At 69.8% G+C, this 14,434-nt stretch carries 14 protein-coding genes; 10 read left to right on the top strand and 4 right to left on the bottom strand.

Annotated features, from left to right (window positions below; genetic code table 11):
• Positions 1-6: 6 nt before the first annotated feature.
• Together ACFFR3_RS32460 and ACFFR3_RS32455 are read right to left on the bottom strand one after the other, a co-directional pair.
• Complete coding sequence (locus ACFFR3_RS32460) at positions 7-873, bottom strand: cupin domain-containing protein (RefSeq protein WP_345391697.1); 867 nt, start codon at positions 871-873, stop codon at positions 7-9.
• A gap of 34 nt (positions 874-907) precedes the next feature.
• On the bottom strand, positions 908-1,798 hold the full coding sequence (locus ACFFR3_RS32455; RefSeq protein WP_379484379.1) for a DUF6282 family protein: 891 nt from the start codon (positions 1,796-1,798) through the stop codon (positions 908-910).
• A 210-nt stretch (positions 1,799-2,008) separates the two neighbouring features.
• Here ACFFR3_RS32455 and ACFFR3_RS32450 point away from each other — a divergent pair, with 210 nt between their 5' ends.
• The 8 genes from ACFFR3_RS32450 (at position 2,009) to ACFFR3_RS32415 (ending at position 9,701) form a co-directional block, all read left to right on the top strand.
• Complete coding sequence (locus ACFFR3_RS32450; protein WP_345391691.1) at positions 2,009-2,788, top strand: IclR family transcriptional regulator; 780 nt, start codon at positions 2,009-2,011, stop codon at positions 2,786-2,788.
• Between the two features lie 65 nt (positions 2,789-2,853).
• The gene (locus ACFFR3_RS32445) at positions 2,854-3,642 is read left to right on the top strand and encodes an ABC transporter ATP-binding protein (protein ID WP_345391688.1); all 789 of its coding nucleotides are present in this window, start codon (positions 2,854-2,856) and stop codon (positions 3,640-3,642) included.
• Between the two features lie 8 nt (positions 3,643-3,650).
• Complete coding sequence (locus tag ACFFR3_RS32440; RefSeq protein WP_345391685.1) at positions 3,651-4,544, top strand: ABC transporter permease; 894 nt, start codon at positions 3,651-3,653, stop codon at positions 4,542-4,544.
• Positions 4,545-4,548: 4 nt separating this feature from the next.
• Positions 4,549-5,304, top strand: coding sequence for an HpcH/HpaI aldolase family protein (locus ACFFR3_RS32435; RefSeq protein ID WP_379484378.1), 756 nt, complete (start codon positions 4,549-4,551; stop codon positions 5,302-5,304).
• Positions 5,301-6,059 carry an SDR family NAD(P)-dependent oxidoreductase gene (locus ACFFR3_RS32430; RefSeq protein WP_364367093.1) on the top strand — a complete coding sequence of 253 codons (759 nt, stop codon included), beginning with the start codon at positions 5,301-5,303 and terminating at the stop codon, positions 6,057-6,059. The genes ACFFR3_RS32435 and ACFFR3_RS32430 overlap by 4 nt, the downstream gene beginning before the upstream one ends.
• Before the next feature lie 264 nt (positions 6,060-6,323).
• Positions 6,324-7,481: an epoxide hydrolase family protein gene (locus ACFFR3_RS32425; protein ID WP_345391673.1), complete on the top strand. Its 1,158-nt coding sequence runs from the start codon at positions 6,324-6,326 to the stop codon at positions 7,479-7,481.
• A complete protein-coding gene (locus ACFFR3_RS32420; RefSeq protein ID WP_345391670.1) occupies positions 7,478-8,809 on the top strand; it encodes a fumarylacetoacetate hydrolase family protein in 1,332 nt (443 codons plus the stop codon). Before ACFFR3_RS32425 ends, ACFFR3_RS32420 begins: the two co-directional genes overlap by 4 nt.
• A 43-nt stretch (positions 8,810-8,852) precedes the next feature.
• On the top strand, positions 8,853-9,701 hold the full coding sequence (locus tag ACFFR3_RS32415) for an LLM class flavin-dependent oxidoreductase (RefSeq protein WP_379484377.1): 849 nt from the start codon (positions 8,853-8,855) through the stop codon (positions 9,699-9,701).
• 51 nt (positions 9,702-9,752) lie between these two features.
• Here the strand turns inward: ACFFR3_RS32415 and ACFFR3_RS32410 are convergent, their stop codons facing one another.
• Positions 9,753-10,937 (bottom strand): cytochrome P450, encoded by a 1,185-nt coding sequence (locus tag ACFFR3_RS32410; protein WP_379484376.1) that lies wholly within the window; start codon positions 10,935-10,937, stop codon positions 9,753-9,755.
• A gap of 5 nt (positions 10,938-10,942) precedes the next feature.
• Complete coding sequence (gene gad, locus ACFFR3_RS32405) at positions 10,943-12,355, bottom strand: glutamate decarboxylase (RefSeq protein WP_345391661.1); 1,413 nt, start codon at positions 12,353-12,355, stop codon at positions 10,943-10,945.
• A gap of 204 nt (positions 12,356-12,559) precedes the next feature.
• Between gad and ACFFR3_RS32400 the strand changes: the two genes are divergently transcribed.
• Positions 12,560-13,702 (top strand): ABC transporter permease, encoded by a 1,143-nt coding sequence (locus ACFFR3_RS32400; RefSeq protein ID WP_345391658.1) that lies wholly within the window; start codon positions 12,560-12,562, stop codon positions 13,700-13,702.
• A complete protein-coding gene (locus ACFFR3_RS32395; RefSeq protein WP_345391655.1) occupies positions 13,699-14,424 on the top strand; it encodes an ABC transporter ATP-binding protein in 726 nt (241 codons plus the stop codon). The genes ACFFR3_RS32400 and ACFFR3_RS32395 overlap by 4 nt, the downstream gene beginning before the upstream one ends.
• Positions 14,425-14,434 lie beyond the last annotated feature (10 nt).

Below are 14,434 nucleotides of genomic sequence, written 5' to 3'. Positions count from 1 at the left end.
TGCCTCTTACTGGTTGGGGAGGGGGTAGGTGTCTTCGTTGAGCACGCGGCCCGGCGTCAGGGAGAAGTCCAGACGCGGCGGGCAGAAGATGTCGATCAGCTGGTTGGTCCCCGGGCCGACGGCCTCGCTGGTGTGGATCATGGGCGGTGGGATCACGGCCACGGAAGGGCTGCCGCACTTCAGGTGCCGGTCCTCGCGCCACTCGCTGCGCCGCCTGGACCACGGGGTCCGCAGGTGGTGGACGTACTCTCCCTCCACGGCGAGCGAGCACTGCTCGAAGTCGTCGTGGTCGTGCGGCGAGAGGGTGTCCGGATCGCGCGGGCCGATCCTGGGTGCCAGGAAGTTGATCATGAAGGTGCTGCACCGCACGATCTGGCCCGGGCGGATGGCGTCCTGCGTCACCTGAAGGTCGGCCAGCCGGTAGGCCCGGATGCGGTAACCCTCGGGCGGGTCGGGCCACGGCTCGAACGGCTTGGTGTTCGGGTGCGGATCGGCGTACGCGTCCCGGTTGCGCGCCTTGTCCAGCAGGTCGGCGGACCGGGAGCTGAACAGCCGTACGACGGTGCAGTCGTCGACGCCGACGATCGCACTGCTGCCGGGCGGGACCATCACCACGGCCTTGCCCGAGACCGACTCGGACTCCCGCGACGCACGGATGACGACGCTGCACTCCTCGTAGGGGAGGATCGCGACGTACTCGTCCGGCTGGTCATCGCGATCCAGCACGTCGCCGGCGACCAGCGTCGTGTAGGCGAGGACGAAGTTGTGCCCGCGGAAGTACCACGTCGACGATCCGGCAGGGGTCGTCTCGTCGGGATCGCCCGTGCCGAGGTCTGAGAACTCCACGTCGGGTGGGGTGGCCAAGGTGGTCATCGTCTGCCTCATCTGTCGTAGGGGGTGTGGTCGCTCAGTCGTCCAGGCCGAGCAGGAAGGCCGGGTTGTCGCAGAAGATCTGCCGCAGCGACCTCTCGTCCAGGCCGAGGTCCAGCAGCGCGGTCGCGACACGGATGTAGGAGTCCACCGGCAGCGGCCGGTCCTTCTGGCCGAGGTCGGAGGCCATCACGGTGTGCTCGGGGCCGATCTTCTCGATCCAGTCGAGGAGGAGCCTCGGGTCCCACTTCTTGGTCCCCTCGGGGTCGTAGAAGCCGGTCTCGTGCTCGACGAACGCCCCGTAGCCGACCAGCTCGCGGCACTTCGCCTCGTCCGCGCCGATGACGTAGTCGGGATGGTTGAGCAGCATCCTGGTGACGCCCTTGTCCTTGGCCGCGGCGAACAGCTGGGTGATCGACTCGGTCTCCATGTGCCCGCCGGTCACCATCGCGCCGGTCTCCTTGACCAGGTCGAGCACCTCGTAGACCTCGGGGATGAGCTCGCCGTTCTCCTGGTGGATGTCGACCCTGGACGACGGCACCTCGACGCTGGCCGTGGGGAAGCCGACGCCCTCCGGATGGCATTCGATGTGCCGGCCGGCCGAGAACGTCGGGAACCACACGGCCTTGCCCCCCATGCGCAGGCACATGGCCACCGCCTGGGGGTTGATGCCGCCGATCATGCTGTTCAGGGTGATGCCGCCGAAGACCGGGGTCTTGATCGTGGACAGCCGGTCGCTCATCGCGAGCAGGTCCATGACCGTGTTGTGGTGGTGGGACTTCACCAGCACGCCGCGCATGCCGAGCCGCTCGCCGTCCTTACCGGCCTCGGCGTGGTCGATCCGTCGGGGGAACGGGTTGGGGCCGGAATGACAGTGCAGGTCAACGCAGCCGTCGAGCAGCTTGATGATGGCGGGGGAGTCAGTCATGAAGTCTCCGGGGGTCGGCGGAAGTTCACATCACCGTTCGCATCACAGACTGAAAGTTCGCTATCCGGTCTGTCAATAGGGTGCGTACCGAAACACTTACCCGAAACACCTGGAAAACCTTGCAGCAATCGCGAGGGCGTGCATAACCTCTGTCCGTACTGCGAACTACGAGAACTCTCTACGGACATCAACGCAACGGGGTGGGGGCCGATGACGGAGCGCCAGGACGACAGACAGGTGACTGCCCGCGAGCAGGACATCCAGGCGGTGAGCCGGACCGCGCAGATCCTCGGACTGTTCGGCCCTGAGACACCTGAGCTCTCCGTCGCGGAGGCCACCCGCCGGCTCGGCCTCAACCGGACCACGGTGCACCGCTACTTCAGCTCGATGATCGGTTGCGGCCTGCTGGAGCGCGTGGAGGAGTCCGCACTCGTCCGTCCAGGGCGGTCGATCCTGCAGCTCGGCAGCTTCGCGCTGGGCCGCCAGCGCATCATGCAGATGGCGCCGGCCCACATGCGCGAGCTCGTCCGCGAGATCAAGGTCAGCACCGTGCTGTCGCTGTGGGGCACCTCAGGGCCGGTGGTCTCGCTGGTGGAGGAGGCCGAGCACCCCACCCTCGTGACGGTGCGCGTGGGCTCGCAGCTCGCGCTGGACTCCTCGCAGGCCAAGGTCTTCCTGGCCTACCTCCCCGACCAGTTCAACGCCGACCGGCTCACCGGCAGCCTCCCCGAGCCCCAGCGCACCGAGACGCGCCGGCGCATAGAGGAGATCCGGCGGGCCGGCATGAGCAGCCACGTCAACCACCGCGGCATCTGCGTCGTCGCGGCGCCGGTGTTCGCGGCGACCGGGATCTGCGCCACGATCGCGGCCGTCGGCACCGAGCGGATGCTGCCGGCGGCGCTGGACTCCCGGGAGGCCACGGCGTTGAAGGCCGTCTGCAAGCGACTGACCAAGGAGATGGGCGGCACGTGGCCCGAGGGGGCCGGCTGATCGCTGCCGGCACGACGACCGAGGCGCGGGCAGCCTGCGCTCGAACCAGGTGAGGAATGACAGACATGCCGACCAGTACCGACACCGACCACGTGATCCGCCTGGACTCGGTGTCCATGCTCTACCCGACGAAGTCCGGCGGGACCGTCCAGGCTCTCGACGACGTCTCCCTCAGCGTCCGCGCCGGTGAGTTCATCTCCATCGTCGGCCCCAGCGGCTGCGGCAAGAGCACGCTGCTGCGGATCATCATGGGGCTGTCCCGCCAGACCTCGGGACAGGTCACCTTCGGGCCGTCGGACGACACCCACCGCAACCAGCTCGGGATGGTCTTCCAGCAGCCGCTGCTGCTGCCCTGGCGTACCGTGCGGAAGAACCTGCTGACCTCGCCTGACCTGCACCAGCGCCGGGACGCCGGCACCCACGCGAAGGCCGACGAGCTGCTGGTGATGCTCGGCCTGGAGGAGTTCGGCGACCGGTACCCCAACGAGCTGTCCGGCGGGATGCAGCAGCGGGTCGGGATCGGCCGCGCCCTCATGCACGACCCGCGCATCCTGCTCATGGACGAGCCGTTCGGCGCCCTCGACGCGATGACCCGCGACCAGATGGGACTGGACCTGCTGAAGATCTGGGACCAGGACCGCAAGACCGTGCTGTTCGTGACGCACAGCATCCCCGAGGCGGTGCTCCTCGCCGACCGCGTCGTGGTCATGACACCGCGGCCCGGCCGGTTGGCGGACGTCGTCGAGGTCGCGCTGCCTCGGCCACGGCGGCTCGAGAACATCAACACGCCCGAGTTCGGAGAGATCGTCCTGAAGATCCGCAAGCTGCTCGACTCCGAGCACAGCGCCCACTAGGAGCACTGATGTCCACCAACACCAAGCGCCACGCAGCCGGCCGAGAGGCGCTCGCCGTCCCGGACGGCGAGACCGGGCCGGTGGAGGCGCCCACGAGCCCGGACGCCCCGGTCCGCGCCCGGCGCCGCCGACTGCCGGAGATCACCTACAGCGTGCTGGTGTTCATCGGGCTGCTGGTGGTCTGGCAGGCCGTCGTGGAGATCCTCGACGTCTCCGACATCCTCGTCCCCGCACCCACGGCCGTCGCCGCCTCCCTGGTCGAAGGCTTCCAGGACGGCAGCCTGGTCACCCACTCGCTCGTCACCCTCAAGGAGATCCTGATCGGGTTCGGCATCGCGGTCGGCTCCGCGCTGGTCTCCGCCGTGCTCATCACCCAGTTCAGGACGGTGGAACGGGTGCTCTTCCCGCTGCTCATCCTGACCCAGACCATCCCCAAGGTCGCCATGGCGCCGCTGCTGATCGTCTGGTTCGGCATCGGGATCAGCTCGAAGGTGCTGACCGTGGCCCTCATCGCGTTCTTCCCCCTCCTCATCAACGCGATCCTGGGATTCCGGTCCGCCGCCTACGAGCAGGTCGAGATGCTCAGGTCCTTCGGGGCGTCCCGCATGCAGGTCATGCGGCACCTGCAGATCCCCTCGGCGCTGCCGCACATCTTCGCGGGACTGGAGGTCGCCGTCATCCTGTCCGTGACCGGCGCCGTGGTCGCGGAGTTCGTGGGCAGCTCGGAAGGTCTGGGCTACCTGATCCAGGCGACCAACTTCACCCTGGACGTGGCCAGGACCTTCGCGGTGATCGTCGTGCTGTCGGCCGTCGGCATCGCCCTGCACGCGGTCGTCGTACAGCTCGGCAAGTGGCTGGTCTTCTGGACCTCCACCCCCAACCAGACCGCCGGCGAGGTCTGAGCCGATGACACGGATGCGCGACGGAATCAACGGCGGCACGCTCGGGACCTGGATCAAGCTCGCCAGCCCCGAGAGCGTCGAGATCATGGCGTACGCGGGCTTCGACTTCGTGGTCATCGACCTCGAGCACACGACACTCGACCTGGGCGCCGCCTCCACCCACATCGCGACGGCCCGAGCCCTCGGGGTGGACCCGCTCGTCAGGGTGCCCGACCACGGACTCAGCGTGATCCAGCGGGTCCTCGACGCTGGCGCGGCCGGTGTGCTCGTGCCGCACGTCGACACGGTGGAGCAGGCCCGGGCGGTCGTACGGGCCACCCGCTTCCCGCCGCGCGGCGACCGCGGGTCAGGCGGCACCAGCCGAGCGGGCCGCTGGGGGCTGCTGCCCCGCGCGGACTACCTCAGCGCGCCGGTTCTGTGCGTCGTCCAGCTCGAAAGCGAGGCGGCGATGAAGAACGCCGGGGAGATCCTGGCCCTCGACGGCGTCGGTGCCGCGCTGGTCGGGACGGCCGACCTGTCGATGTCGATGGGCGTCGCGGCGGGCGGCGACGAGGTGGACCGGCTCGTCACCTCCGCGCTGGAGGCCGCCGCCGCGGCAGGCATCCCCATCGGCACCGCGTCCGCCACGAGCGACCAGGCCAGGGCCGCCCTGGCCAGGGGCTACGACTACGTGGTGGTCAGCAACGACACCTCGATCCTCGCCGCCGGCAGCCGGGCGATCGTGAACGCGATGAAACTCGCAGAGGGAGTCGCCCGATGAGCGCACCGCGCGTCGCCATCGTGACAGGTTCGAGCTCCGGGATCGGCGAAGGGATCGCCCGCGGGCTCGCGGCCGACGGCTTCACCGTCGTGGTGAACTCGGCCACCTCGGTCGACGCCGGTGAGCGCCTCGCGGCCGAGTTCCCCGGAGCGAGCTACGTCCAGGCCGACGTCGCCGATCCCGCCGACGCCGTACGCCTGGTGGAGACGGCCGTGCAGCGGCACGGCCGGCTCGACCTGCTGGTGAACAACGCCGGCGTCGCGCGCCCCGTCCCGCACGCCGACCTGGAGGCGATCACCGCCGACGACTGGCACCGGATCCTCGGCGTCAACGTCGTCGGGACGTGGCAGGTCTCCGTCGCCGCCGTGAAGGTGATGGAACCCGGCAGCCAGATCATCAACATCACCTCGGTGGGCGGCTCGCGCCCCCTCGGCAGCTCGATCCCCTACGCCGTCAGCAAGGCCGCCCTCGACCACCTGACGAGACTGCTGGCCAAGGCCGTAGGCCCGGACGTCCGCGTGAACGCCATCGCCCCCGGGCCCCTCCAAACCCGCCTCACCTCGGCCGGCCTCGCTCAACGGGCGTCCCGCACCGCGGCGATGACCCCACTGGGCCGCCTCGGCCAACCCTCCGACATCGCAGCCATGATCCTGGCCCTGACCAAGATCCCCTTCGTCACCGGCGAGGTGATCAACGTCGACGGCGGCATCAACCTCTTCACCCACATGGACGCCCCCCGCGACACCGCCCCCTGACAGCAGCCGAAGAGGGGAGAAGTGCGGATGCTTTCGGGCCACGGATCGACAGCGCGCCTTGGACAGCATCAGGAACCGCCTACAACCTGCGGTGATACGTGAGGCGTATTACCTGTTCCGACAGTTTCATTGGACGGGCGGGTGGCCGTGAACGCATGGTTGATCCGTGAAAGCCGGGCCCGGCGGGCATCGCCGGCCGGCTTGCCGCGCGGCCGGAACTCTCCGGCCGGGCGATGACACCCGTTCACGGAGAAACCCAAGATCATGCAATCAGACACGGCTCGCCAGGACGACGTCCAGCCGTTGCACATTGACATCCCGGACAGCGCGCTGGCCGATTTGAGAGACCGGCTGGCCCGGGTACGCCTGCCCGACCCCGAGACCGTGCCGGACGCCGGCCAGGGCGTGCAGGTCGGCCGGCTGCGGGAGCTCCTGCACCACTGGGCCACCGGCTACGACTGGCGCAAGATCGAGCGGCACCTCAACGACCTCGGCCAGTTCCGCACGACGATCGACGGCCTCGGCATCCACTTCACGCACGTCCGCTCACCGCACCGCAACGCGACACCCCTGTTGCTGCTGCACGGCTGGCCTGGATCGTTCCTGGAGTTCCTGAAGGTGATCGGCCCGCTCACCGATCCGGTCGCGCACGGCGGGGACGCGCGGGACGCCTTCCACGTCGTCATCCCGTCCATGCCCGGCTACGGGTTCTCGGACATCCCCAGCGCCGAGGGCTGGACGCCGGACCGGATCGCCGCCGCGTACGCGGTGCTGATGCGGCGCCTGGGCTACGACTCCTACCTGGCGCAGGGCGGCGACTGGGGCGGCGTGGTGGCCACCCGCATGGGCAGGCAGCGCCCTGACGGCCTGCGCGCCGTCCACCTCAACTTCCCCGAGTTCCTCGCCCTGCCGCCGGTCGGCGACGAGCCGACCCCGGAAGAGGCCGCGGCCCTGGCTCAGGGCGAGGTGTTCGCGCACGTCCACTCCGGCTACCACCTGCTGCAGCGCACCCGGCCGCAAACCATCGGCTACGCCCTGACCGATTCCCCGGCCGGTCAGGCCGCCTGGATCTACGAGAAGTTCCTCGACTGGGCCGCCCCCGGAGCCTTCACCCTGGACGAGATGCTCGACCACATCTCCCTGTACTGGCTGACCGGCACCGCCGCCTCGTCCGCCCGCCTGTACTGGGAGTACGCCCAGGAGCCGCTCGGGCTGACCGAGCTCGACCTGCCGGTGGGCGTGAGCGTCTTCCCCGACGAGCTGACCCGCACCCCGCGCATCTGGGCCGAACGCGCCTACCACGACCTGCGCTACTTCAACGACGACATTCCCGCCGGCGGCCACTTCGCGGCGTTCGAGCAGCCCGGCCTGTTCGTCGACGAGGTACGCGCGTTCGCCCGGGCGATCGAGGTGGCCGCATGAGATGGGTCACCTACCGGTCGTCCGACGGGTCGGAGCGGTGCGGGCTGGTGCAGGGAGGCAAGATCCTCGGCCACACCCCGGGCATGACCTTGCTGGACGTGCTGCGCTCCGGTGAGGGCCTGGAGGCCGCCGCCGCCCTGGTGACGTCGAACCCGGCCGAGATCGTGGACCTGGCCTGGGCGGACATCCTGGCGCCGATCCCGGTGCCGCCGTCGGTCCGCGATTTCGCCGCCTTCGAACGGCACGTCGCGGGCGCCGCCGGCGGCACGGTCAGCCCGGTCTGGTACGAGGAGCCCATCTTCCACTTCTCGAACCCGGCCGCGATCCGGGGCCCGCGCGACGACGTGCCCGTACCGCCGGGGACGACGGCGTGGGACTACGAGGTCGAGGTCGCCGCCGTGATCGCCGACGACTGCTCCGACCTGGACCCGGCCACGGCCGAGAGCCACATCGCCGGCTACCTCGTCTACTGCGACTGGAGCGCGCGCGACCTCTCCGCCCGGGAGATGGGCTTCGTCTTCGGCCCCTCCAAGAGCAAGGACAGCGCGACCAGCCTCGGCCCGTACCTCGTCACGCCCGACGAACTGGAGCCCCACCGCTCGGGCAAGGGCTACACGCTCACGATGGACGGCTACGTCAACGGCGAGCCGTACGGAGGCGGCACCTGGGACGAGATCCACTGGTCGTTCGGCGAGCTGCTGGCGCACGCGTCGCGGGACACCACGCTGCGGGCCGGCGACATCATCGCCAGCGGTCCCGTCGGCACCGGTTGCATCCTGGAGCTGGCCGGGCGGCGCGACTACCTGACGCCGGGCGACACCGTCCGGGTCGAGGTCGAGCGGCTCGGCGCGGTGGAGGCGCGGATCGTCGCCAAGGGCGACAGGCTCGTACCGGAGATGATGATCTCGCGGAGCGTCCTGATCGCCGCTCCCGCCGCGGCCGTGTTCGACGTGATCGCGGATCCGCGCCGGCACGGCCACTTCGACGGGTCAGGCACGGTCGCCGACACGATCACCGGCCCCGCCCGCCTCACCCTGGGCGCCGAGTTCAGCGTCTCGATGGTGCTGTACGACGTGCCGTACGAGGTGACGAACACCGTCGTCGAGTACGAGGAGAACCGCCGCATCGCCTGGGCGCACCCGGGCCGGCACCGCTGGCGCTACGAGCTGGCGGAGGTCGAGGGCGGCACGCTGGTCACCGAGACCTGCGACTTCACCACCTCGCCATGGGGAGAGCGCGTCGCGGGATCCGCCTGGGGCCGGCGGGACGCCGAGGCCATCGAGCAGACCCTGCCGCGGCTCAAAGCGCTGATCGAGGACGGCGCCTGAAGCCGTCCCGGCGAGCCCTGACCTGACCACAGAAAGGATCTTTGTGCACATCGGCATCGGACTTCCGAACCAGGTGCGCCACGTCACCGCCTCGATCATTCCACGCTGGGCGGCCCGGGCTGAGGAAGCCGGCTTCTCCACCCTCGCCACGACCGGGCGTTACGCGTACCCGAGCGTGAGCGACACCGTCGCGCTCGCGGCCGCGGCGGGGGCGACCACCACGATCGGCCTGCTCAGCGCGGTTCTGCTGGCCCCGACCTGGCCCGGCGCCCTGCTGGCCAAGGAGATCGCGGGCATCGACGGCGTCTCCGGCGGCCGTCTCACCCTCGGGGTCGGCGTCGGGTCACGCGCGGACGAGTTCACCGTCCCCGGACACGGCCTGCACGGTCGGGGCGCACGATTGGAAGCCGACCTGGCGACCTACCGCGAGATCTGGGGCGGCGCACCGGTCGGCAACGGACCGAACCCGGCCGTGCCATCGGGCACCCGGCAGGTCCCCATGCTGTTCGGCGGATACTCCGCTCGCGCGCTGGACCGCATGGTGCGCTGGGGCGAGGGCTACATCGGTGGCTCCCTGCCGCCCGCCATGACGGCGCCCAGCTTCGAGGCGGCGAAACGGGCCTGGCGGGAGGCGGGCCGCCAGGGCGCCCCGAAACTCGTCGTGCTCTGCTACTTCGCGCTGGGCGACACCGAGACCGGACGGGCGAACATCCATGACTTCTACCGCCTGGCCCCCAAGGACATCGCCACCAACGCGGTGCTCTGCACCACCCCGAAAATGATCAAAGAGTCCGTCGCGGCCTACACCGACCTCGGCCTCGACGAGATCATCTTCGTCCCCGCCACAGACGACCTCGACGAGATCGCCCGCCTCGCCGACCTCGTCACCTGAACGGAGCGCGACGAGCGAAGAAGTCGCAGGTCGCGACCGCCACTTCTGCGTTCAGCTGGCGGGGGCCGGATCGCCGATGCGGACATGCAGGTTCGTCAGCACGCGGAATTTCCAGCCGTGCAGGTCATGCGGCCGTCCGGGGTCCAGGGAGAGCCGGGGGTGTTGCTGGAGCAGCACCTCCAGCAGGGCCGCGATGATGCCGCCGACGACCGGGGCGGCGAGGCAGGCGTGGCGGGAGTATCCGAGACCCAGGTGCGGGAAGGGGTCCCGGTTGATGTCGAAGGTGTCGGGGTCGGTGAAGACGCTCTCGTCCCGGCCTGCCGAGGCGATGACCGCCATGACGGTCGCTCCGGCGGGGATGATCTGTCCCGCGAGGAGCACGTCTCTGGTCGTGCGGCGGGTGAGCGCGCCGTTCGGCGACAGCCAGCGCAGCGTTTCGTGGACGGCCTTGCGGATCAGGCGCGGGTCGTCGCGTACGGCCTGCATCTGAACGGGGTGCTGGAGCAGCGCGAGCAGCGTGAGCCCGGCGCCGGCCGCCGGTTCCAGGAACGCCGAGAGGATCTCGATGAAGGTGGGCAGGACGTTCTCGGCGGATCGGACGGTATCGGGCGGGCAGCCGCTGTGGAGCAGCTGTGACAGGACCGAGCCGTCGGGCCGGTCGGCGGCCTTCCTGGCGCAGGGCTCGATCGTCTGGCGGATCTCGGTGGCGGCGGCCAACGCCCGTTCGTGTACGCCCGGATCCGCCATGAAGTTGCTCATCCCGGCGCTGAGGTGGCGGGCCCAGCGGATGAGCGTGCCGGTGTCCACGTCCGGCAGGCCGAGGAAACGGGCGAGGGCGGTGCTCGCGGCGGGTTCGAAGTAGCCGGACATCAGCTCGTCCCGGCTGCTGAGCCCGCCGGCGTACGGCCGTGCGGCCTCGCGGGTGAGTGTCGCGACCTGCTCGACGCGTTCGTGGGCGAATCGCGTGTCGACGGCGGCTCGCAGATCGGCGTGGGCGTCGCCCTCGGCCCTGAGCACGGACCCTTCCCCGAAGATCTGCGTGGCCAGCGAGGGGAAGGCGCTGGTGAACGACTCGTAGGCACTGAGGACCTGGCGCACGTCATCCCATCGGGTGACCATCCACAGGTCGAGCTTCGGCAGCAGGACGACCGGCGCTTCGCGGCGCAGCCTGGCGAAGATCGGATAGGGGTCACCGCCGAGCTGGTCGAAGGTGATGGACGCCGCGAAGTCGTTCATCGACGTCACCCGCCCGTCGGCACACCCGGCTGCTCGGCGGCCGCCTCGTCGCCGCCGAGGCGGGGGCGCGGAACCGGATTGCCGCGCAGGTACTCGACCTCGGTGCGGAGGTTCGCCAGCAGTTTGGCGGCGGTGTCCTGGCTGAAGCCGTTGCGGATGACGAAGCGGATGACGGCTATGTGCTCCAGGTCAGGCGGCAGGTAGTACGTCGGGGCCTGCCAGCCGTGCATCTTCAGCCGGGCGGCCAGGTCGAAGACGGTGAAACCGTCGAAGCCGGGGGCGGTCCGCACGGCGAGCACCGGGAGTTCGGAGCCGTCGGCGATGAGGGAGAGCTCGGGGAGTTTCGCGATCTCCTGCCCGAGGTAGGTCGCCACGTCCCGGCAGGTCTGCTGGACGGCCTGGTAGCCCTCGAAGCCGAGCCGCAGGAAGTTGTAGTACTGCGCGACGACCGGGGCGCCGGAGCGGGAGAAGTTGAGCGTGAAGGTGTCCATGTTGCCGCCGAGCAGGTCGCAGGAGAGCACCAGGTCCTGCGGCAGGGCGTCCGGCTCCTGCCAGACGATCCAGCCGACGCCGGGGTAGACCAGGCCGAACTTGTGCCCCGATGTGTTGATCGACTGCACCCGGGGGAGCCGGAAGTCCCACACCATGTCGGGCTCCAGGAACGGGGTGATGAAGCCGCCCACGGCCGCGTCCACGTGCAGCGGTATTCTCAGCCCGCGCTCGGCCTCCAGCCGGTCCAGCTCGGCCGACATCTGCTCGATCGGGTCGTACTTGCCGCATTGCGTGGAGCCGAGCACGCCGATGACGCCGATGGTGTTGTCGTCACAGAACTCGCCGAGCCGGGCCGGGTTCAAGGTGAAGGCCGGCTCCTCGATCGGTATCCAGCGCGGCTCGACGTCCCAGTACTGGCAGAACTTCGGCCAGCAGGTGTGGACGGCGGTGCCCATCACGAGGTTGGGGTTGGTGGTGGGCAGTCCGGCCGCCCTGCGCCGCTCGCGCCATTGGAACTTCATCGCCAGCGCGCCGAGCATGGCCGCCTCGCTGGAGCCGCCCGTGGAGCAGCCGACGCTGGCGCCGTTCGGGTCGCCCCACAGGTGATCGAGCATGTTGACGCAGCGCGCCTCGATGTCGGCCGTCTGCGGGTACTGGTCGTGGTCGACGAGGTTGCGGTCGAGGGTTTCCGCGATGAGTTCGCGGGCCTGGGGCTCCATCCAGGTCGTGCAGAAGGTGGCCAGGTTGAGCCGGGCGTTGCCGTCGAGGAGGAGTTCGTCGCGGATGAGCGCCTGGGCCGCTGTGGGACTCATCGGGCCGGCCGGCATCTTGAACCGCGGCACGCCGCCTTCCGGCACCAGCCCGTTGTAAAGAGGGTTGACATCGAGTGATTCTTGCCACCGGTCGGATTCGACTCGTCTGAGCATGAGCTTCACCCTTCGAAGGAGCTTTGCCGCGTTCATCACTCACGGTAGGCAGATCTTTACGACGAGTCAATGCTGTGATTGCAGCGTCTCTCGTGGCGGACGCGTCGAATTTCGTCTTCCCGACACTATGTTGGTATCTTGCCGACGACGCGTCGGTAAATAGCGGCGCCGGTTCCGTGAAATCCCCTCCTGTGAAGGAGTGCCATGTTCCTGGCCTGGCGCGAGCTGGTTTTCGCCCGCGCACGTTTCGGCCTGATGGGCGGAGTCGTAGCCCTCATCGCCATCCTCGTCGTCCTGCTGTCCGGCCTGTCTTCCGGGCTCGTCAACGACGGCGTCTCCGGGCTCCAACGGTTGCCCGTCACCGCGTTCGCCTTCGCCGAGGGCACCCAGACCGACTCCGCCTTCTCCCGCAGCACCGTCAACGTGAGCCAGGCCGAGACCTGGAAGAGCCGCGACGACGTCGGCGACGCCGCGCCGTTCGGCATCACGCTGGTCAACGCCAAGGCCACGACAGAAGCCGGCGCCCAGGTGCCGATCGACCTGGCCCTGTTCGGCGTCGAGCCCGGTTCGTTCCTCAAGCCCGCCGTCTCCGCCGGCGCCGGGCTGGGCGACCTCGACGGGATCGTGGTCAGCCAGACCGTCCTGGACGAGGGCCTGGCGATCGGCGACACCGTCGTCATCAACCGCCTGGGCACCCAGCTCAAGATCGTCGGAACCACGGGCGACCAGCGCACCTTCGGGCACGTCGACGTGGCGTACCTGCCGTTGCGCTCCTGGCAGCAGGTGCACGCCGGCGCCGGGGCGGGCGACGAGCCGCGTGCCGAAGCATACGAAGAGGCCACGGCCATCGCCCTGCGCGCACGGGACGGCGACCAGATCGACCTGACCGGCGGCGACGCGGCGGCGGGCACCGCGAGCATGACGCTCGAGGAGTCCTTCGGAGCCTCGCCCGGCTACACCGCCGAGATCTCCACGCTCACGCTCATCCAGGTCTTCCTGTACGCCATCTCCGCGCTCGTCGTCGGAACGTTCTTCACCGTGTGGACGATCCAGCGCAAGCACGAGCTCGCCGTCGTACGGGCCATGGGCGCCTCCACCGGCTACCTCATGCGGGACACGATGATCCAGGCGACCGTCATCCTGGCCGTGTCCACCGCCGTGGGCTTCCTGATAGGGGTCGGCGGCGGCGCGATGCTCGCCACCACGCCCATGCCGTTCGCCCTGGAAGCAGGCCCGCTCGTCTTCGCCGCCCTGCTCCTCGTCGGCCTCGGCCTCGCCGGTGCCGCGGCGGCCGTGGGCCGCATCGTCCGAGTCGACCCGCTCGTAGCCCTGGGAGGGCAACGATGACCACTCGTTCCACGTCCCGGCGTCCTGACGCCCGCCCGGCCGGCGCTCATGAGCGCGGCGGTCTGCTGGTGGAGGGCGTCACCCTGTCCCTCGGCGACGGCGACGCCACGGTCACCGCGCTCGACGACGTCGACCTCGACGTGGCGGCCGGCGAGTTCGTCGCCGTCGTGGGGCCGTCGGGGTCCGGCAAGTCGAGCCTGCTCGCCGTCGCCGGCGCGCTCACCACACCCGACACCGGCAGGGTCCTGCTCGACGGCGTCGACATCACCAGGGCGAGCCCGCGAGAGAAGGCGCGGCACCGACGCGAACGGATCGGGTTCGTCTTCCAGTCCGGCAACCTCATCCCGGCCCTCACCGCGCTCGACCAGCTCCGTTTCGCGCTCGATGTAGCGGGCAAACGCGCAGGTGGCGGTCACGACCCGCGAGAACTGCTCGACCGGGTCGGCATGGGACACCGCGCCGGGCACCGCCCCCACCAGCTGTCCGGCGGCGAGCGGCAGCGCGTGGGGATCGCCCGCGCGCTGGTCACCCGCCCGGCCGTGCTCCTGGTGGACGAGCCGACCGCCGCGCTCGACCGTGCCCGCAGCGACGATATCGTGACGCTGCTGGCGCATGAGGCGCACGAGTTCGCCGTCGCGACGGTCATGGTCACCCACGATCACGAGGTGCTGCACCACTGCGATCGTGTCCTGTCGATGGTGGATGGGAGACTGTCGGAGTAGGCCGACCATG

Source organism: Nonomuraea salmonea (assembly GCF_042428605.1).
Taxonomy (GTDB): Bacteria; Actinomycetota; Actinomycetes; order Streptosporangiales; family Streptosporangiaceae; genus Nonomuraea; species Nonomuraea salmonea.
This window is presented reverse-complemented; position numbering and strand designations above follow the sequence as displayed.

Bases quoted from the DNA above. Each gene is read 5' to 3' on its own strand.
- ACFFR3_RS32460 (WP_345391697.1), bottom strand. From the start codon at position 873: ATGACCACCTTGGCCACCCCACCCGACGTGGAGTTCTCAGACCTCGGC.
- ACFFR3_RS32455 (WP_379484379.1), bottom strand. From the start codon at position 1,798: ATGACTGACTCCCCCGCCATCATCAAGCTGCTCGACGGCTGCGTTGAC.
- ACFFR3_RS32450 (WP_345391691.1), top strand. From the start codon at position 2,009: ATGACGGAGCGCCAGGACGACAGACAGGTGACTGCCCGCGAGCAGGAC.
- ACFFR3_RS32445 (WP_345391688.1), top strand. From the start codon at position 2,854: ATGCCGACCAGTACCGACACCGACCACGTGATCCGCCTGGACTCGGTG.
- ACFFR3_RS32440 (WP_345391685.1), top strand. From the start codon at position 3,651: ATGTCCACCAACACCAAGCGCCACGCAGCCGGCCGAGAGGCGCTCGCC.
- ACFFR3_RS32435 (WP_379484378.1), top strand. From the start codon at position 4,549: ATGACACGGATGCGCGACGGAATCAACGGCGGCACGCTCGGGACCTGG.
- ACFFR3_RS32430 (WP_364367093.1), top strand. From the start codon at position 5,301: ATGAGCGCACCGCGCGTCGCCATCGTGACAGGTTCGAGCTCCGGGATC.
- ACFFR3_RS32425 (WP_345391673.1), top strand. From the start codon at position 6,324: ATGCAATCAGACACGGCTCGCCAGGACGACGTCCAGCCGTTGCACATT.
- ACFFR3_RS32420 (WP_345391670.1), top strand. From the start codon at position 7,478: ATGAGATGGGTCACCTACCGGTCGTCCGACGGGTCGGAGCGGTGCGGG.
- ACFFR3_RS32410 (WP_379484376.1), bottom strand. From the start codon at position 10,937: ATGAACGACTTCGCGGCGTCCATCACCTTCGACCAGCTCGGCGGTGAC.
- gad (WP_345391661.1), bottom strand. From the start codon at position 12,355: ATGCTCAGACGAGTCGAATCCGACCGGTGGCAAGAATCACTCGATGTC.
- ACFFR3_RS32400 (WP_345391658.1), top strand. From the start codon at position 12,560: ATGTTCCTGGCCTGGCGCGAGCTGGTTTTCGCCCGCGCACGTTTCGGC.
- ACFFR3_RS32395 (WP_345391655.1), top strand. From the start codon at position 13,699: ATGACCACTCGTTCCACGTCCCGGCGTCCTGACGCCCGCCCGGCCGGC.